General features: G+C 38.7%; 22 protein-coding genes. 3 read left to right on the top strand and 19 right to left on the bottom strand.

Annotated features, from left to right (window positions below; translation table 11 throughout):
- Window positions 1–157: 157 nt before the first annotated feature.
- The 8 genes from KI363_RS18330 to KI363_RS18295 all read right to left on the bottom strand — a co-directional run bounded on the left by KI363_RS18330 (window position 158) and on the right by KI363_RS18295 (window position 5,244).
- Window positions 158–367, bottom strand: coding sequence for a hypothetical protein (locus tag KI363_RS18330; RefSeq protein WP_158324091.1), 210 nt, complete (start codon window positions 365–367; stop codon window positions 158–160).
- A gap of 94 nt (window positions 368–461) precedes the next feature.
- Window positions 462–950, bottom strand: a complete 489-nt coding sequence (locus tag KI363_RS18325; RefSeq protein WP_212967248.1) for an NUDIX domain-containing protein — start codon at window positions 948–950, stop codon at window positions 462–464.
- 104 nt (window positions 951–1,054) lie between these two features.
- Window positions 1,055–1,963 (bottom strand): aminoglycoside phosphotransferase family protein, encoded by a 909-nt coding sequence (locus KI363_RS18320; protein WP_212967247.1) that lies wholly within the window; start codon window positions 1,961–1,963, stop codon window positions 1,055–1,057.
- 20 nt (window positions 1,964–1,983) lie between these two features.
- Window positions 1,984–2,499: a YcxB family protein gene (locus KI363_RS18315; protein ID WP_158324088.1), complete on the bottom strand. Its 516-nt coding sequence runs from the start codon at window positions 2,497–2,499 to the stop codon at window positions 1,984–1,986.
- 123 nt (window positions 2,500–2,622) lie between these two features.
- A complete protein-coding gene (locus KI363_RS18310; RefSeq protein ID WP_212967246.1) occupies window positions 2,623–3,357 on the bottom strand; it encodes a DUF2161 domain-containing phosphodiesterase in 735 nt (244 codons plus the stop codon).
- Between the two features lie 93 nt (window positions 3,358–3,450).
- The gene (locus KI363_RS18305) at window positions 3,451–3,990 is read right to left on the bottom strand and encodes a GNAT family N-acetyltransferase (RefSeq protein ID WP_212967245.1); all 540 of its coding nucleotides are present in this window, start codon (window positions 3,988–3,990) and stop codon (window positions 3,451–3,453) included.
- A 49-nt stretch (window positions 3,991–4,039) separates the two neighbouring features.
- Entirely contained in the window at window positions 4,040–4,579 is a 540-nt protein-coding gene (locus tag KI363_RS18300; RefSeq protein ID WP_212967253.1) for a ribonuclease FAU-1 family protein, read from the bottom strand.
- A 65-nt stretch (window positions 4,580–4,644) separates the two neighbouring features.
- Window positions 4,645–5,244: an HAD family hydrolase gene (locus KI363_RS18295; protein ID WP_212967244.1), complete on the bottom strand. Its 600-nt coding sequence runs from the start codon at window positions 5,242–5,244 to the stop codon at window positions 4,645–4,647.
- Between the two features lie 483 nt (window positions 5,245–5,727).
- On the opposite strand from KI363_RS18295, the gene KI363_RS18290 reads away from it, so the two are divergent.
- The gene (locus tag KI363_RS18290; protein ID WP_212967243.1) at window positions 5,728–6,378 is read left to right on the top strand and encodes a FusB/FusC family EF-G-binding protein; all 651 of its coding nucleotides are present in this window, start codon (window positions 5,728–5,730) and stop codon (window positions 6,376–6,378) included.
- Between the two features lie 93 nt (window positions 6,379–6,471).
- Here KI363_RS18290 and KI363_RS18285 read toward each other — a convergent pair whose 3' ends face one another.
- The 3 genes from KI363_RS18285 to KI363_RS18275 all read right to left on the bottom strand — a co-directional run bounded on the left by KI363_RS18285 (window position 6,472) and on the right by KI363_RS18275 (window position 9,116).
- Window positions 6,472–7,680, bottom strand: coding sequence for a hypothetical protein (locus tag KI363_RS18285; RefSeq protein ID WP_212967242.1), 1,209 nt, complete (start codon window positions 7,678–7,680; stop codon window positions 6,472–6,474).
- Window positions 7,681–7,762: 82 nt separating this feature from the next.
- Entirely contained in the window at window positions 7,763–8,158 is a 396-nt protein-coding gene (locus tag KI363_RS18280) for an NUDIX hydrolase (protein WP_212967241.1), read from the bottom strand.
- A gap of 133 nt (window positions 8,159–8,291) precedes the next feature.
- Window positions 8,292–9,116, bottom strand: coding sequence for an aldo/keto reductase (locus KI363_RS18275; protein WP_158324422.1), 825 nt, complete (start codon window positions 9,114–9,116; stop codon window positions 8,292–8,294).
- Between the two features lie 393 nt (window positions 9,117–9,509).
- Between KI363_RS18275 and KI363_RS18270 the strand changes: the two genes are divergently transcribed.
- Both KI363_RS18270 and KI363_RS18265 read left to right on the top strand, forming a co-directional pair.
- Window positions 9,510–10,331, top strand: coding sequence for a squalene/phytoene synthase family protein (locus KI363_RS18270; RefSeq protein WP_246516947.1), 822 nt, complete (start codon window positions 9,510–9,512; stop codon window positions 10,329–10,331).
- Window positions 10,332–10,653: 322 nt separating this feature from the next.
- Window positions 10,654–11,826, top strand: a complete 1,173-nt coding sequence (locus KI363_RS18265; RefSeq protein ID WP_212967240.1) for an MFS transporter — start codon at window positions 10,654–10,656, stop codon at window positions 11,824–11,826.
- A 31-nt stretch (window positions 11,827–11,857) separates the two neighbouring features.
- Here the strand turns inward: KI363_RS18265 and KI363_RS18260 are convergent, their stop codons facing one another.
- The 8 genes from KI363_RS18260 to KI363_RS18225 all read right to left on the bottom strand — a co-directional run bounded on the left by KI363_RS18260 (window position 11,858) and on the right by KI363_RS18225 (window position 18,802).
- The gene (locus KI363_RS18260) at window positions 11,858–12,439 is read right to left on the bottom strand and encodes a GNAT family N-acetyltransferase (protein ID WP_281414143.1); all 582 of its coding nucleotides are present in this window, start codon (window positions 12,437–12,439) and stop codon (window positions 11,858–11,860) included.
- A gap of 31 nt (window positions 12,440–12,470) precedes the next feature.
- Window positions 12,471–13,040 (bottom strand): histidine phosphatase family protein, encoded by a 570-nt coding sequence (locus KI363_RS18255; protein WP_212967238.1) that lies wholly within the window; start codon window positions 13,038–13,040, stop codon window positions 12,471–12,473.
- 104 nt (window positions 13,041–13,144) lie between these two features.
- Window positions 13,145–13,657, bottom strand: coding sequence for a DinB family protein (locus KI363_RS18250; RefSeq protein ID WP_212967251.1), 513 nt, complete (start codon window positions 13,655–13,657; stop codon window positions 13,145–13,147).
- Window positions 13,658–13,700: 43 nt separating this feature from the next.
- Window positions 13,701–14,411 (bottom strand): class I SAM-dependent methyltransferase, encoded by a 711-nt coding sequence (locus KI363_RS18245; RefSeq protein ID WP_212967237.1) that lies wholly within the window; start codon window positions 14,409–14,411, stop codon window positions 13,701–13,703.
- A 262-nt stretch (window positions 14,412–14,673) separates the two neighbouring features.
- Window positions 14,674–15,966: an RNA-guided endonuclease InsQ/TnpB family protein gene (locus KI363_RS18240; RefSeq protein WP_246516946.1), complete on the bottom strand. Its 1,293-nt coding sequence runs from the start codon at window positions 15,964–15,966 to the stop codon at window positions 14,674–14,676.
- A gap of 222 nt (window positions 15,967–16,188) precedes the next feature.
- Window positions 16,189–16,917 (bottom strand): DsbA family oxidoreductase, encoded by a 729-nt coding sequence (locus KI363_RS18235; RefSeq protein ID WP_212967236.1) that lies wholly within the window; start codon window positions 16,915–16,917, stop codon window positions 16,189–16,191.
- A gap of 20 nt (window positions 16,918–16,937) precedes the next feature.
- Window positions 16,938–17,768, bottom strand: a complete 831-nt coding sequence (gene pheA / locus KI363_RS18230) for a prephenate dehydratase (RefSeq protein ID WP_158324214.1) — start codon at window positions 17,766–17,768, stop codon at window positions 16,938–16,940.
- A 104-nt stretch (window positions 17,769–17,872) separates the two neighbouring features.
- On the bottom strand, window positions 17,873–18,802 hold the full coding sequence (locus KI363_RS18225; RefSeq protein ID WP_158324213.1) for a manganese-dependent inorganic pyrophosphatase: 930 nt from the start codon (window positions 18,800–18,802) through the stop codon (window positions 17,873–17,875).
- Window positions 18,803–18,904 lie beyond the last annotated feature (102 nt).

The following is an 18,904-nucleotide window of genomic DNA, read 5'->3' as shown; positions in this document are numbered from 1 at the left end:
CTCCTGAAAGTGGCAGGCACTCGCCTACTATTTTCAGGGAAAAACCATAAAAACACAAAATCAGGTGGAGAAAAACAAATCGTTTCTCTCCACCTGATTTATTTTAGGGACTTTTTAGACATCCCCTACCCTTTTACAATTTGGCCAATCAATTTTATTACGAATTCCTCGATCTGTCTCCTACCTGTGGATTTTCGAGATTTCCTTTTAAATTGGCTCGATAGTTCCAATAATTAATTCCTAAACCAGCCAACATCCCAATAATAATCACCGCATACCCGGTATTGGTCCTTGTCGTTAGCCCATACCATAAAACAGCAATATATAAAAACACAACCAAAATTCGGATGATAAAATACTTTTTCATGTATTAGAATGTCCCCTCTCGTAATCTATTCTTATTATAACAAAAAGGGACCTTAATGGGGACTCAATATCTATTACGATGGAGTAAGGACTGATTACCCTATTTGGCGAATACTTTCTTTTATCGGCGAACTTTCAAAATCCTTTAAATGAATCGATATTTCAAAAGTACCTTTTTCAAAAAAATAGGGTAACCTCCTCCGAAACCAAGGTTGCATTGGCAAGTCTGTCATTTCCTCTTTGGAAACCCATTTTAGCTCTCCTTCAGGCGGGTTTTCTAACAACTTCCCTTTATACTCAGTCGCTACATAGTTGAACACAATATAACGATAATGTTCATCTGCTAAAATATATTCATCCACGCCTTTATAGATAAGATCTTCAGGATTCACAAGTAATCCCGTTTCTTCTCTTAATTCCCTTACTGCACCTTCAGCAAAGCTTTCCGTCAGTTCGATTTTTCCTCCAGGCCCCAAATACCCTGGAAATCCCAATTTACTTGGACGGTTAACAAGTAATATTTCTCCTCTTTTTTCATCATGTATAATTACCATTGTTAAGAGTGTAGCTTCAATCTTTTGCATACATAAACCCCATTTTTGCATATCTATTCTATGGAGCTATTATACCAAAGATTTCTACTATTTCTATATATTTTGCCAATCTACCAACCATTGATCGCATATTTTTATTCAGAATTTTTAATTAAGCAATAAAGCCGTTTGCGTAAAGCATTCAAGCTGTCTAATTCGCTTACTGGGCAAATATTTTGTTCAATCACATCTCCACCAAAGTCATGAATCAATATGCCATTAAAACAAATTTCTGTGATTTCCTCCATTGGAGCATGGCCAAAATACCCTTGCATATAGGCCTTATCGAATTGAAATAACTCACAAACGATCAATGCCTGTTCATAGACAAGAGGAGCTCTTACAGCATCAGCAAAATCGATAATATGGATGGTATGATCATCAGCCAGCAAGAGATTATCCCTATTTAAATCACCGTGAACAAACACGCTTTCACCAAAGTCATGGGATTCAATATAATCCAGTCGCTCTTTTTTAAAATTCTCAGGATATTTCTCCCAGCGCTTTTGCCTGTTCACATCATGGATCACATGGACTTCGTTAAAAGGAACACATGGAGTATTCATTGTATCTGTGATGTGGCGTAATTTTTGTCCAATAGCCAATTTGTCTGCAAATGTTAAAGAGTGATGTATTTTATTCAATTCTATCCCCCGGATATATTCCATAATCAAATAGGAAAAGAGATATTTATCTTCTACAGACCCACTTGCGACCAGTTTCGGTACAGACACACCAAGCTGTGCTGCTCTCCGCATCGCAAATAATTCTGTAGTAAAATCTGTTGTACTGTCGATCCCAGATTCCGCTGGAGCAAATATTTTGATCACATATTCTCCTACCTTGAAGACAGCATTTGTTCCGGGTGTACAATGCTCTATTTTCGAAAAAGCAAGCTTTTCTTTTACAAATATCGATCGTATTAGCGGTTCAAACGTCGGGATGGATTGAAATAATTTCCCCCATGATTCCCAGCCGTTGATGTCAGCCGTAAATTGATTCATCAGTAAGTTCCCCTTCGAGTTTAAGCATCTTTAATCTTTGCCTGAATAAGCGCCTTCGTCTCCTCCACATTATGCAAATCCTTTTTTGGCAAAATATACGCACTGACAGAGCTATTATAAAGATAGATCGAATGCTCATCCTCTTTTATCATTTGAATACCCGACCAGGTGACTTTCGTTTCCTTTTTAGGAGTGGTATCAACGATCCCCTCTTCTGACAAAGTCATTCGATGCTCCCCTAATAAATCTTCATTCTTCCCCTCTCTGATCAATTTCTTCGTATTCCGGATGATAAAGCGATAAAAATACTTCGGATAGAAAATCACCCATAATATACTTATTAGTAGAAAAGGGATAAATACGCCCAAGAAAGATATTTCTGTCATTTTTGAAAAGAGATAAGAAATGACGATAAAGAGAACTGGAAATAAAAATCGTTGAATATTCAAGGCTCTTTTTACGGTATTTGAATTCTTAACGTGAAACAAATTAAAATTCAGGTAATCTTCTTCTGTTAAGTTATATTTTATCTCCATTCAAATCCCCCTTTACTTTTACAGAAATATCCAACTAAACAATTGATAGATGGAATACACCACAAACCCGAGGCCAAAATTATTTCTCTTTCATACGGACATGAATTCACCCCATATAAATAATTAATCAGACGAATTCCCTATTAATTCTGAATAATAGCGAACAAGTTCCGGGTATTCATGTATCTCTTTTTTACCTAATTCGCTTATGGTGTAAGTTCCTCTTCGAATTCTGTTAAACCAACCATTATAGTTTTTATTGAGGGTGGATAAGGTCTTCTCCCCTGTCCCCAAGTGACGAAGTGCTTTAGGCGATAACGGGCCAAAATGTTCAAGACAACAAGCAATGTGGATACAATTTTCTTTATATGCTGTCATAATTTTGGTATTATGACTCCCACCAATATTATGGTCCCCATGCCTCCCCTTAAGTTCTTTGAGAAGTTGGCTCCTTTTGTTCCTACTCCTTTCCATGCTCTTTTTTCGGTCAAAAGAGGATGGGGGAATTTTTATCTCTACCTGATCATTATTACGCTCCAATGAAACGATGATTAGACCCAATTCAAGTCTTCTTATTAAGTAACATATATTTTTCCATTTCTTCGAGAATAGACTGTAATTAGGTTTGGGAATAGCGATGTAAACGAGATCAGATAAGCGTTGTCTTATGGTAGCTTGTACAAGGAGTTCCACACTTAAATTAAGCTTTAGCTCAACAATAATCAGCTCATTCTCTTTCACAGCGATTAAGTCACAATGGTTCACTTCTCCATAAACCTCATAATCACGTTGGATGAAGTAGTTTTGAATCGGCTGATATAAATGAGTTTCGTATAACTTTTCTGTTTTATGTTTCATCGCTTATCAATACACCCCTAAAAAAAGCTGAGGATAAGTCCATTGAAGACCCTATCCTCATACTTTTACTTAATGAAAGTCCGATGACATATCTTATTTCTCCGAATTATTAAATCGGAAAATAAGTTTATCTCCATCAAAAGTTTCTCCATGTTCCTCCAGGTACATCCCATTCGTATAATTGGAAATCGTCTTTCTCCAAAATTTTTGTCCTATGATGTTTTTTTCTGATGGATTTGTAAACAATTCCCAATTCCCTTTAAATTGTTCAAACACTTTATTTGCCGCATATTCAGCAATCCCTTGCCCCCTTAAAGATTGAATTAAAAAGAATTCATTTATAAAATAGTCAATTCCTTTATTGCAATGTGGTGGGGTTGCGATGAGGATAAACCCTGCTGGTTTCCCATCTACTAAAATTAAGTAGGGAAATAAAATATCTGGCTTCTCCCACCAAATATTTTGCACTTCATATTGATCACTCAATGTTTGGAATTCATCACTATCTTCATAAATTCCATGTGAATTTGGAAGTCTGCTATAATGTCCTGACAGATCATATAGATACAAAGGATATAAGTTTTTTATCCTATAGGCTTCATTCTTATCTGTTAATTGTACATCAATTTTCATTGGGTTCTCCTTGTTATCTGAACTACAAATTTTAAAATCTAAATACTGCTTATCCATACCCATTCAACAAAGCAAAAAGCGACTCATGACCAAATCTCGTTTCCCCTTCTGTTAAAATTTGCAAAAGGAGCTCATCGAGTCCATTTGTTAATAAGTGTAAAGATTGACGAACATATCCTTTTTCAAATTGATCAAGCGCCACAGGCAGCTCTTCCTCATCTAAAATAGACCAATCACCATTCGGAAAAACCAAAACATCGATAATCAGATCTTCAAAAGTGATAAGGGTATCTGTGATAGAGGTGTTTTTCACAATATTAAAATAGGCCCCCAAATAATGACCGTTTTTGTCTCGCCAAGTGTACAAATTATAAGGGCGATCTTCCCAATAATAAGCCAGCGTATAACTCCCTACAGGGATGGTTAAGGTTGTTTGATCAGTCACCATCGAAAAAGACTCTTGGATCTTATGGAAAAGAACTGCATGTTTCTTGTCCGCTTGCAATAATGCACAAGGATACTCTACAACCGTCGCATCATAGCGAATCTTTCTTTCTATTATATTTGGTTTAATCGTATGTACAAATATTGGTAAATCCCCCTTTTCAACGTGATGCTATCACCGCTACGTTCTTTTACGTATCTACTTTTCTTTTAATCGGATATTCGCGAACGATTGAGTAACGAAGAAACTCTTTCCGTCCACTCTCCCTCCTTATCAGCAAGCAGCGTGTCCCACCCTAGGTCCATTGCCCCTATAAAATTTTTCTCCTGATCATCAACAAATAGCACAATTCCATTGGCTTTAAGGTACTTTTGAGTTTTTTCGTATATGGCAATTTCCGGTTTACAAGCTCCAACTTCTGCGGAAATCGTTACACTTGTTACATAGACTTGGATCAGGTTAATAATATGTTCGATCCATTCGACCCGATGATTGCTTAACAGATGAATGTCAGCCACTTCACTCCAGCTAGGAATCTCTTTCATAGCTGGTAAAGGTATGATCATCGATAATAATTGATCTCTAGCCGATTCAATATGGAGATAGGGGATTTGCCTTTGTAAGTTTAACCAAAAGTCTTGTTCTGTGATCTGCCCTTTCCATAATTCTTCACGGATCTCTTTTCTAAATTCAAGCAATTCTTCATAACGCACATCATAAACGGTAGATAAATAGCGCCAAAATGAAGGGGAACAATTAGTTGACAGTACTCCGGCGATATCTAAGACTAAATCAGGTTTTACCTTCATTTTTCTCACTTCCCAAAACTTCTTTCCATGTTTGGACAAAATCCTTCACACTTGCATAGCGATCATGCCGCTCTTTTTCAACAGCTTTCATGGCTACTTCGTAAAAGGATTGAGGAGCCAAGATCTTGGAGCCAAGCAAAATTATGTGGTTCTTTTAGCGAAAAAGACACGTGATCCAACGATACAAAACTGCTCATTTCATCCCTCCGATTGTTTACCTTTGTTATCTATATTCGCTTCTAAGAAGGAGAAATCCTTTTAGCGGGGTTCAAGATTCTTTCAATCTGTTGTATAATACAAACATGTTTACCGGAGGTGATAGACGATGGCGAGTAACCTGCCGCCAGAATTGGTAGCGTCTCATGCAAAGCCTATTATAAATCAGGCGATTCTTTGCATGAGGTGGACAATTAGATAAAAATCGCCTAATGATAATGGCTTTGCCCCTTATTTTCAATGAACTACAATAAGGAGCTGACAAATATGACAAGCCATATAAAAATAGAAGCATTTATTCGAAGTGACCAATATCAGTTTATAAAATTTCAAGTAAAAAATCTGGTGCATGCACATGCGACAGTGAACGATCCCAATGTTCTGAAGGCAGTCAAATATGGGGCTTTCGATAAAGTGATCGATTTGTTTCCAGAGATTCATGAGCAACAGCAGGCGATTTTCAATAAAATCACGGAAATCGAGGAAGAACAGCAAGCCGAACAATATTTAACTGAGCTAAAGGAATATGTTATTCCATTCAAGACGATAACGGAAAAAACAGTAAGTAAGTTGTTTCCTAAAGCTAAAAAATTAAAGCTCCCATCCCTGGATGAGGTGGATCCTAGAGAGCTGACCTACTTGGGCTGGTACGATATCCGTTCGGAGAAGAAATTCCTTATTTTCAACTATAAGGGGAAATTGCTTGGCATCCACGGAACTATTCGACAACCAACGAAAGGCATTTGTGCTCTATGTAATGGACATGAAGAAGTTGGATTATTTATGGCCAACGTCAAAAGTGGCAAAGAAACCTACACAAACCGTGGAAATTATATTTGTGTAGATAGCCTAACATGCAACCAGAACTTACGGTCATTAGATAAACTTGAACAATTTATTGAGTTGGTGAAAAAATAACGGAGGGGGGATTTTCCCCTCCGTTTTTGTGTTTCTTCTTTGCAGGGAACTTTTTATTAATCCTATACATAAGTGGTCTCTTTGGGATTTCCTTTAGTGATTCATTTTCACAATAAAATCTAGCAAATGGTTAGAATCAACAGGAATTTTAGCTTTTACTTTAAGACTTTCACTATCAAGGATAATGACATGATTGTCCTCTTTATCGTTGCTCATTTCTTTCACGTATATTTCTTTCTCCTCTAAGTTCTGATAGAGGGGCTCATACCAATGTTTTGTATTGGCAAAATCGGCATTGAATAATTGAAAATTTGGCTCACCCTCTAAATTTAAGATGCCTAAGGAGAAACGTTCTTCCTCCCCTATTCCCCTCAAGCAATATAAAATCCTGTGATCATCTAAAGCTAATTGTCCATTTTCGTAAATATCATAATATTGTTGTGGTGGTAAGTTTTTAAAGGGCTCATAAGTAGTGTAATGAAAGTCCTTATCATAAACATACACTTTTCCATTTTCCCCCAAAATATAGGCAAGTTCACTTGTTGAAAAAAGAGGAATAAGCGCAATATCTTTTGTGCCAAAAGTTTCATACCTTACAGAATCATTCTTTAGATCCACAATGGCAATTCCATGCTCTGCATATTCGTCATTTTTTTCTAATATGGCCGTTGTTCCGTATATCAACATCTCCTTAAAATTTAAAATTGGTGCAAAAAGAGGAGAACGCCGGTATTCTGTTTCAAAGCTTTTTTTGGTTGTAGCGTTTGAAATGGAAACATTGTGACCACCTATTTTTTCATTGTAATTTTGATCACCAGTTTTATGTGACATGATCGTCTGTAAAATAATGTCGTTTCCATAGTGCATAATATGGTCAATGCCAACATCAAAATTAAAATAATCAACATTCACTTTTTTAAAACTCTTTTTGGGGATATCATAGGTGAAATAATAATTATCAATAGCCGTATCTCCAAAAAAAGATATATATAATTGATCTATCTTATTCGGTTTCTGATGGGGTAGCATTCTTGAAAATTCTTCATCAAATATCTTATATTTCCGAATGACCTTCCCATTTTTTTCTACTTCTTTCACTAACGTAAAATCCTGTGAAACTCGCAAGTCCCTTGGATAAATTAGAAAATAATCACCAGTTCCTTGTACTGTTTCTGGTGAAAAGTTTTCAATCCCATCAACACGAACAAACTCACTTTGGTTGTGCCCTTTTGCAGAATAAACAATAATAGGTCCAATTATTATTAAAAAGATAAGCAAAAATAATAAGGTTTTTTTATTCATTTTCTCTCCCAATCTTTACTTTACATTTCAACTGGTAAGGTAGATCCCCATCTGTTATAAGGCCCCTTCCTTTTGAATTCCCTTACACTTCCTTCAACAACGATTCTAAAGTTTGCAAATCCTCGGGATACATATGTTTAAGCGTTTGAATTTCTGCCAAGGACTTCCATGCTTTTTCTTCAATAATCTTATCTGGATCTTGAATTCCTTGGCTATTTCCTATCGCTTGAACAAGAAAATAATGTGTTTTGACTTGAATCTCGTTGATATCCGTATGTTTTATGAATAGAGGCTGAAGAATTTTCACCGTATACCCCGTTTCTTCTTTCACTTCTCTTATACAGCACTGCTCCGGTGTCTCTCCCTCTTCCATCCCTCCGGATGGCACCGCCCACATATCCGAATCCTTGCCCCTGACCATGAGTACTTGTTGATAGTCATTGATACAAATAGCAGCCGATCCGCTCCAATTTTTCATCTCTTATCCCCCTTGTATTCATTGTTCAAGAAGAACACTCAAATACAAATCTAGCACAGTTTCTCTTCTTCCATTTTATAAGAAATGTGAAAAATCCTCTATACCATGCAAGTATAGAGGACCATCTGATTTATTATCTTTTATTCATTTCACTTGGTACAGAATTATGACGTTCATTGCGATCTAGAGAAGCAATTTTCTCCATATCTTTTTCCGTTAAGGCAAAATCGAAGACATTTAGATTTTCTTTCATACGAGAAGGGGTAACCGTTTTAGGAATAACCATCACATCTGTCTGCAAATGCCAACGAAGAATCACTTGCGCTGGTGTTTTCCCATGTTGCTCAGCAATCTCCTGAATCACTGGATCCTCTATCACTTTCGTTCCATTCATCAGTGGGCTATAAGCTTCCAGATAAATGCCATGCTCTTTACAAAATTGTTTTAATTCCTTCTGCTGTAAGTATGGGTGGCACTCTACTTGATTCACTGCTGGTACAATTTCGCATTCATCCATGATGCGCTGTAGATGATCGATATCAAAGTTACAAACGCCAATCGCCTTTGTCTTTCCATCTTTATAAAGCTTTTCTAAAGCCTTATACGTTTCTACGTACGTATCATATTTCGGTGTTGGCCAATGAATCAAGTATAGATCAACATAATCCAAACCGAGTTTCTCAAGGCTCTCATCCATGGCCTTTAAAGTCGTTTCATACCCTTGATCAGCATTCCAAACTTTTGTTGTTAGGAAGATCTCTTCGCGAGCTAGACTACTCTTCGCTAGCGCTTGTCCAACCCCGACTTCATTTCCATAAATCTTGGCTGTATCGATCAAACGATATCCAGTTTCCAAAGCTTGTACAACGGCATTCTCGGCTTCCTCATTCGGTATTTTCCAGACGCCATATCCTAATTGCGGTGCACGAAGCCCATTATTCAATGTTATGTAATCCATGAAATCGCTCCCTTTCCCAATATATTGTATAGTATAGTCTATCACAGGTGTATTTATATTTGAATTTTTTGCTACACTGTAACACCCTATTCATGAAAACATTAAATATGTCTCTTGTTATATAGGGCTTCACATGCCCCTTGTTTTTAATCAAACGTTTGATTAATGACGTCTTCATAGAACGAGCCAACTTTTCCCCCTTCACAATCTATCCCAAATTTTAGGATAGGCAGAATTCTTCCAGTTTCCATCCGAATTTTCCCCAACAAATTTATCCCTAGCAAGTACCCTAGTAAATCGTGTATGATAAAGGTACGTATAATAAAATTTGACCGAACAAAAAATCACAGATGAATTAGCAAGACACTACCTGTTAGTGAAGGAGGAAGCCCCTTGAGTTATGGAGCTACATTACAAAAAGAAGCCATGCATATATTAAAATTAACGAGTAGAACCTTTTACATTCCGATTAAATTATTGAATCCAATATTAAGAGAAACAGTCGGATCTGCTTATTTATGCATGCGCGCCATTGATGAAATTGAGGATCACGAAGAGTTGTCCTCTGATACGAAACAACATTTACTTCGTTCAACGAGCCAACTTCTTCAAACACAATTCGATCCCCATGCTTATCAACAACTACTAAAGCCATATGAGAATCTTTTACCTGAAGTGACCCTTAGACTTCATGACTGGCTTACCGTTTGTCCTGCTGGCATTATCGATAAAGTAAAAAAATCGACCAGCATCATGGCGGACGGTATGGCCAAGTGGGTGGAAAAGGATTGGATCGTCAAAACAAAGGAAGATCTAGATGATTACACTTATTATGTCGCCGGTTTAGTCGGTGTGATGCTTTCGGATATTTGGGAATGGTATGATGGCACAAAAACAAATCGCGATTTAGCGATTGGATATGGACGAGGCTTACAAGCTGTGAATATGTTACGGAATCAAGATGAGGATGCAGAGCGCGGAGTCCATTTTATCCCAAATGGTTGGGGGCGAAATGAGATGTTCGACTACGCCCATGCTCATTTAGAGATGGCAGATAAGTATATCACATCCATCGATACGAAAAATATCCTGTTGTTTTGTAAGATCCCGCTCGCCCTTGCTAAAAAAACTTTAAAAGCATTAAATAAAGGTGAGGAAAAAATGGACCGAGCTGAAGTAGAATCGACAGTAAATGAGATTCTGGAAAATCATTAATATGGAAAAGTAGTAGTACTAAATTGGTTTTTAAAAAACTAAGAGGTGTCTAGCACTTATAAGTGGCTAAACACCTCTTTTTATTGGCGTTGGAGGTTTATCTAAAAAGCGAACGTACAGAAAATAAATTGACAGATTATCTCACATTCTGCCGATCGGATATTTTCATATTTCGATTATTTCCGGGGAAATTCTTTCACTTTTTTAGACATTTTTCAGGGTAAAAGGCATAAATGAAATATTCCTTTCCTTTCACGCATGGTATATATTAGTGGGAGAATACATATTATTTAATTTAGTAGAATTTGGTAGGGGTGTGCCTGTGAAATCATCTAGGAAAATATTATTTTATGTTGTGACGATGATGTATTGGTTTTCCATGTATACGTATGTACCCATCCTCTCCCCTTATGTAGAGCATCTTGGGGGCTCTGTCTTTATGATTGGCTTGGTCGTCGGCAGTTATGGATTTACGCAAATGCTTGTCCGTATTCCTTTAGGCATCTGGTCTGATCGCATCGGCAAGCGAAAGTTGTTTATTTTTGCGGGGATCGCCTGTGCTGTCTTAAGTTGTCTAGGCTTGGCGCTCTCAACAAATGTGTGGGCAATTTTCGGATTTCGCTCGCTTGCAGGTGTCGCAGCAGCCAGTTGGGTTGCTTTTACTGTTTTATTTGCCAGCTATTTTGAAGCGGATGAAGCACCGAAAGCAATGGGCATTATTAGTTTTTATACAAGTATTGGCCAAATGGCAGCTACTACGGCAGGAGGATTCCTAGCTGATTATATCGGGTGGCGCGCTCCTTTTTATTTGGGTGCAATTGTTGGTTTGCTTGGTTTAATTCTTGCGATCAAGCTTGTTGAAAAACCGGCCGATGTAAAAAAGAAGCCTGTTGAAGTCAAGGAATTGATCAAAATGGGCGGGGAAAAATTATTGTTATCGGTCTCCTTACTCGCAATCGTTGTTCAATGTATTACCTTTACGACGATGTTTGGTTTTACACCATTACACGCTACAAGTTTAGGAGCTTCCAATGCCGATTTAAGTATCTTAACCTTGCTATCTACCTTGCCCAATGCGATTGCTGGCTATATCAGTGGGAGTATTTTTGTGAAGCGATTTGGGGAAAGATACACGATTTTAATCGGCTTTATTGCCGCCGCCATCTGTACGATTCTTCTTCCCTTTACAACAAGCTTGAGCCTATTAATCCTGACACAAGCCTTTAATGGATTTGCCCAAGGCTTGATGATGCCTGTATTAATGGGGCTGGCGATTCAATCCGTCAATGAGGAAAAAAGAGCTTCAGCGATGGGCTTTTTCCAAGCACTCTATTCACTCGGAATGTTCGGTGGACCGTTTATTGCAGGGTGGATTGGAGAATATATGGGGCTTTCGGGTGGCTTTATCCTGATTGGCTCCCTTAGCTTTGTCGGGGCGATTCTAGCCTATCTGTGGATGCCAAAGAGAAAAATAAGGCAGGAATGGGGCCAATGATTTTTAAAAATAGGATGGATGACTTTTATTGTCATTCATCCTTTTCAATTACGAACTTTTCTCTCTTCCACTCTTGCTCTAAGACACTATAAAGATACGAATCTCTCCAGCCACCTTTTATCCATAAATGTTCACGTAATCTGCCATCCTTAATCATGCCAGCTTTCTCTAAAACCTTAGCAGATCCTATATTTCGACAGTCACATGTAGCATAGATCCGATGGAGGTTCAATGCTTGAAAACCGAAATCAATTAATAATCGGGCAACTTCTGTCGCTATTCCTTGTCCCCAATAATCCGGATGAACAATATAGGCTATGACTCCAACCTGATGGTGAATATCTTCTATACTTATCTCTCCGGTCCCCACCATAGCTTCGTTCATCTCAATGGCAAGTGCATATCTTCTCCTTGGCTTTTGGGCAGCGTCTTGTATCACTTGCTGAACATATTCTTGAGAATCTACTTCAGTATTCGGCCCCCAAGGTTGATAATGACAAACCGTTGCTTGTGAAGCGTATGAATGAACAGCTGCCCAGTCATCTTCCATAAATTCTCTTAAGGATAGCCTTTCACTGAAAAGAGGAATTTTAAGAGTATCTATTTTATTCACGTCCCTTCTCTCATATTTCTGTTTCATTTAATTATGAAAGATGAGTAATACAATTATAATCTTGAATTTGCCATTGATTTTCCCGGAAGAAAAGATTGCTTATACACCCGTTCATTAATCTTGTTTTCCCTGATCCAATTTCACCATTTGATAAAGTGGCTAAAATGGCGTTAATCACTCCTCCATGTGCGACAAGAATGATTTTTTGATCAGGATACTTTTCATGAATTTGTTGAATTCCCTTCATGATGCGTTTATTAAGGGAGGGACGATCTTCTTGATTCGGAATATGCCCATCTGGAAAACTTTCTAGCCTTTCTTCCCTTGTCATCCCTTCTGCATCCCCGTAAGCCCTTTCCACAAATTCTTCCATTTCCTCCATCGGTAGTTGTAAAGATTGATTGATAATTTTCGCGGTTTGTTTTGCTCTTTTTAGTGGACTTGTCACGATTCGATCCCAGTGTGAACTGGCAAGGCACTGACCGCATTCTCTCGCTTGTTGTTTTCCCGTTGCATTGAGCGGAATATCAGTCCTCCCCTGAATTTTCCCCATTGCATTCCAATCCGTTTCCCCATGTCTCACTAAACAGATCTGGCTCATATATATCCCTCCAAATAATCAGCCTTCAATAGCATCCCAGATAACCGATGAACATTGGATGGAAGATCCTATTTCAGTTTATTTTAATACAACTTGATTATGGGCTACCCATTTCCAATACGCTTACGAATAATCCTTATCTGCCCCCTGTGGTTAATCTCATCTTCGAAAACATGGAACCACTTAAAATAATTGTTAACAGGAGAGTTTCCTAAATGTGGCTCTAATTCATATTCATCGAGCCATTCATCAGTAAGCTCCGAAAATGCTTTTAATGTTTTTTCTCTTATTTCATTCATTAATTCAATATAATACTCAAGTGGATTGTTCTTTATTTCTCTTCTCCCTCGCTCACCTAATTCGAGAGCCGGCCCCCATTCTTGGCGTTCTTCCTCTGACAATTCCCTTTTTTCTATAGTGTTTAAATAATAAGCATATTCAACTGCCATAATATGCTTTAACAAAGCTCCAATGGAATTGGAATCACTGTCCAATAAGAAATCCAATTGTTCGGTACTCAACCCTTTAACAGATTCCAACGTTGTCCATCTAGAATAATTCATCATGGAAACTAAACGGCTGATTTGGTTGGAGAAACCAGGAACCTGATCAATCATATAAAGTTTATCAAGATTCACTATTACCAGCTCCTTTTAAAAATTATTTCTTGTTTTTTGCTCTCACAATTAAAAAATGAGGGCCTTTCATTAATTTTTGATATTTCGTTGGAAACTTCTGTTTAAAGGTCATGGTTGGTTGCGGTTCAATCATCTGGTCGATCGTAAAAAACGTAACGACTTCATTTACAATCGTTTGTAGCGGCCTTCTATAGAAGGGAACTTCCACTGTTTGCCCATTCTTCTTCCATTGGTTGATGATGAGTTCCGTTTCAAAATAGGCCTGATTTTCGGATAAATGGATATCCATGGCCGGGTGATGGACAGAGAATAACAGGAAGCCATTCGGTTTTAGAATACGCTGAAATTCAGAAAAGGTCTGTCTCCAATCTTCTACATAATGAAGCGCTAGCGAACTGACAATATAGTCAAAGGAATGATCTTCAAAAGGTAAGTCTTCGCTAAAATCTAAACATCTTACCTCTGCCCTCGTGCCCACACGCCGCTTCGTCGCTTCCACCATTTCAGGACTGACATCCATTGCTACCACTTTTGCCCCTCGTCGAAGAAATTCATTCGTATACCAACCCGCTGCACACCCAGCATCAAGCACTTGGATCTGCTTAAGATCTTCCGGAAGTTGCTGCACCATGGCTGGCCTCTCCAGCTCCGAATTATAAAAACTTTCCGTGTCCACGGTATGTTCATAAGCTTCCGAAAGCTGATCAAACGCTGATCTTATTTTCTCCTTCATAGGTCACCTCGTTTTTTTCGATTTAAAATGTCTATTACATCTATTTCTCCAAAAGGGGATAGAATTCCTTTCCGTTAAGCAATCATTATTTGACCACTCCCATGTCTAAAGACCATGGGATTCTTTTTCGCAAACATTTCCCTTACAAACCTCCAGGGAGGGTGCAGAGGGGAAACTTGGGGCGAACAACACTAGATAATCCTTTCCAGTGGGCAAGGTCTGTGCCGACTACGCCATCCGTATGGCGATACTTTTATCTCTTTTAGCTTATTCTTTGGATTTCTTGCTTTTTCTCTAAAGAGAGAAAACGTTTGTACCAAATCGGTTGTTTATAGACAACCGAGATAAGCGTTTTGACTGCCATCGGATGCTTTTTACGGGCAATGTTTTGGGCACCGTTAACATCACGATGGATTTCTGTTTGATGAACAGAACAAATAAATCTTCTTCCTTTTGCTTGATGTTTCCCACCGCAAAATGGACAGGACTGCGAAGTATAACTCTCCTCAGTTTCTTCGACTTTGATCCCTTTTTGTTGTGCTTTATACGTTAGTTTCTGTTTGATTTTCCCTTGATTCCACAAGGAAAGCTGTTGTCTTCTTGTTTTGTTATGCTTTCTTTTTTTCTTTGGATCCTTTTTGGTCTTTTTCTCTATACCCGACACATTCCCAATCACGAAATGAGTGACTCTTTCTTCCTCCAGAAAGGAGACAATTTCCTTGGTCGTTTTATGTTCCAATGCCTCAAGCTGATTCTTACTCTTTTGACGAATACGATTTCGCGCTTGCTTATACTTCTTCCACTGCCGGGAACCTTGTTTACAACGAGACATTTTCTTGTTCAAATCGGCTAGTACCTTCGCACGATATTGCGCAATACTCCTCATCGCTCGCCCTGATACCAATAAGGCTTTGCCCTCTGTAGCAGCTGCCACCGCATGGATTTCACCTAAATCGCCGCCAGCTACTTTAAAGTCATACGAAGAAAGATCTTTCTCGGGTACATGGATTGTATAACAAAAGTGATATTGTCCATTCCGCCATACGATTTCAGCATAATTACATGCACTAAGATCTTCTGTGGCAAGATTTGGAATATAAAGATTTTTATTTTGTTTCGGAAACTTCTCCTTCCAGTTCTTCTTTTGCTTTTTTGTTAAAAGATCGGATAATCTGAGTTCATATTCTGATCTTTTAATCGCAATTTTATCATCCGTGATCGACATAGATGCTTTCTTTAGAGGAACACAATAATAATACTTTTTTCGCCACGGATATTTTGCTTTTTTGTCGGTCTTCCTTAACTTCCGGATTGTTTCACGATTCGCCTCATATTTATCCGCAATCGCTTGCACCGTCTGCGAATGAAGATTATAGGTTTGTTTTCGAACAGATTGGATCTCTTTTTTACTTAGCCATTTCTTAAACGAAAAAAAATAAGACGTTGCCTCCCTGACAATATCATTCCAAACAGTGGCTGCTTCACGTTGCATCGTTCTGAGTTCATTGTATAGGCTTTCATCATAAGGAATGGGAAAAGAGTGCGTGACAATCATATTGGCTAACCTCCTTTCTGTTTACTCTATAGTCCTATTATACCGGAACATTCGTTTCCCAACAACCCAGCTATTCAATTTATTTACATTCTAAAGCCTTGCTAATTCATCCTCACGTTCATCCCACCTCTGAAGAAGTGGGCTTTCCCATTCGGAAGGATCTGTAATTAAGCTAAAAAATGAACAAAGACCAAACCTTTTCCAGATTTGGCCTTTAAAAAATTATTCCTGATCATTCGGAATGGCACAATTCCCATCAACACAAGCTGCATCGTCCGCGCCACCTGATAAATCTTGTAAAACCGGAGCCGCCTGTTCCTCTTGCCATACCTTCTCTAATGCGCCAACAAAGGTTTCCACTGGCTGTGCACCTGAAATCGCATATTTTTGGTTGACAACAAAGAATGGAACCCCGCGCACGCCTATTTGTTGGGCGGTATTTTCATCATACCGTACGTCATCCGCATAGGCCTTTTCGTCTTGGAGAACTTCTAATACTTCATTCCGATCCAATCCAACTTCCACAGCTAATGCAGCTAGCACTCCATGATCACTTAACTTTTTCCCTTCTGTAAAATAACCATGAAGAAGCCTTTCTGTGATCTCCTGATCCTTGCCTTTCGTTTTCGCAAAATGCGCTAATCTATGAGCATCAAACGTGTTGGTCGGTACCATCGTGTCAAATTGAAAGTTTAATCCAACACCTTTTGCTTGTTCCCCAATTCCCTCATTCATCTTCTTAGCTTCGTCTACACTCACACCATATTTCCCTGCGAGCGCCTCATGAATGGTTTTATTCTGGTCTTTTGCTGTTGTCGGGTCCAATTCATAGCTATGAAATTCAACCTTTACTTCATCTCGTTGCGGAAATTTCTCTAATGCCTGTTCTAAACGGCGTTTACCGATATAACAAAAGGGACAAACAAAATCTGACCATACTTCTATTTGCATTTTCGTCACCTCAAATATTCTTATAAGTCCTTCTTTATATAGCTCCCCAATGTGCGGACATCGTAACCATATGTTTCCAGAATCGTCTTTGCCCTCTGCAGTTGGTCGTCTTCGCTCCCTGCCGCTGTTTCAATAAAAAAGCGATAGGTTCCGAGTTTCTTCTTCGTAGGACGCGATTCAATCCACGTCAAGTTAATTCCCAGGGACGAAAAGACATTTAAAATGATCGCCAATAATCCTGGACGGTCTTCAGTTGGTGTAATAAGAAGCATTGATTTTGCCTTTTCCTCTGTAACGACAGGTTGCTTAGGAGGTTTCGTGATAATGACAAATCTTGTCGAGTTGCAGTCATTGTCATGAATATCTCGTTGAATCACCTCTAAACCAAATGTTTCTGCTGCCCATTCCGAGGCCACTGCTCCTGCATCCATTCTTGCTTCCTTCTGAATCGCCTCTGCAGCCGCTGCTGTACTACTATAATGCTTCGTTTTCGCTTGTATATCCCTTGTAAATATCCGGCATTGGGCAAGGGCCGGTGGAATCGACCAAACCTCTTTCACATCTTTAAGTTTGGCTCCTGGATTGCCTAACAATTGCAATCGAACTGGAAGCACAGCCTCTCCTTCAATCCACACATTATGATGAATCAATCCATCTGTTGTCATCGTAATGGTACCTTCCAGAGCGTTCTCAATCGGCACAATGCCTTTGTCTACTCTTTCCTCATCCACTGCTTCCAATACTTCAAAGATCGTACTATACATAATCGGCTCCACGCCATCCTCTGTGAAATAACGAACAGCCGCTTCTTCCGAAAAAGTTCCTTTAGGTCCTAGATAAGCGATTTTCACTGGTTATACACCTTCTACTTTTCTCTCATTTTCCTTGTATGATCTATTCATGTTTTATAGGAAAAGACAGCTTGTTCGCTGCCTTTTCATTTTAATCCATCCCATTATTTAGTGAAAGCTGCCGTTAACGGTGGAACGATTTGTTTTTTACGCGAGACAACTCCTTGTAAAACAGCCGATTTTCCTTCCAACTTCACATTGAATGCCTGTTCCACTGCATGAGCTGCTTGTCCAACGGCAATGGCTGTCGAATCATTGGTTAAAATATCCGTTACCACGAACAAGAATAGATCTAGCCCCTTTTCAGCCACGACCTGATCTAATGCCGCCTCGATTTCCTCCTTGCGCGCAAGCACATCTTCCACGCCAACAGCATTCACTTGCGCAATTTCCACTTTCGCACTGCCCATTGAAAATTCCTTTGCATCTAAGGAAAGCAATTCTTCTGCCGATTTTCCACTGATATCAGCACCTGCTTTCAACATATCCATTCCGTATTTTTCTGCGTCGACACCAGCGATGGCAGCCAATTCTTTTGCTGCTTCTACATCTTCTTCCGTACATGTTGGTGATTTGAATAATAAGGAATCAGAGATAATCGCAGACAGCATTAACCCCGCCATCTTTTGCTCGATCTCCAGTCCTTTTTCATGATAGATTTTCTTCAATATCGTTGCCGTACAACCAACAGGCTCAGCACGGAAATAGAGAGGATCGCTCGTTTCAAAATTAGCGATACGGTGATGATCAATCACTTCTGTAATCTTCACTTGGTCAAGATCACTCACACTTTGTTGACGTTCATTATGATCGACTAAAATGACTTCGTCTACTTCCCCGGCAACCGTTTCTACCAAACGAGGAGCTTCTACTTGAAAGTAATCTAAAGCAAATTGAGTTTCTCCATTGATTTCCCCTAAACGAACAGGTTCTACTTCAAATCCCAATCTTGTTTTCACGTCCGCATAGACAAGAGCTGAACAAATTGTGTCCGTATCCGGATTTTTATGACCGAAGATGAAACTTTTTCCCATTTTTGTCTCTCCTTGCTATATAATATGTATGATTTCATTGCTTTTTCCATTTTACCATATGACAGCTTATTTGAAAGAAAGAATGATTTTTTTTACAATGTA

The organism is Lederbergia ruris (genome assembly GCF_018332955.1).
Lineage (GTDB): Bacteria > Bacillota > Bacilli > Bacillales > Bacillaceae_C > Lederbergia > Lederbergia ruris.
This window is presented reverse-complemented; position numbering and strand designations above follow the sequence as displayed.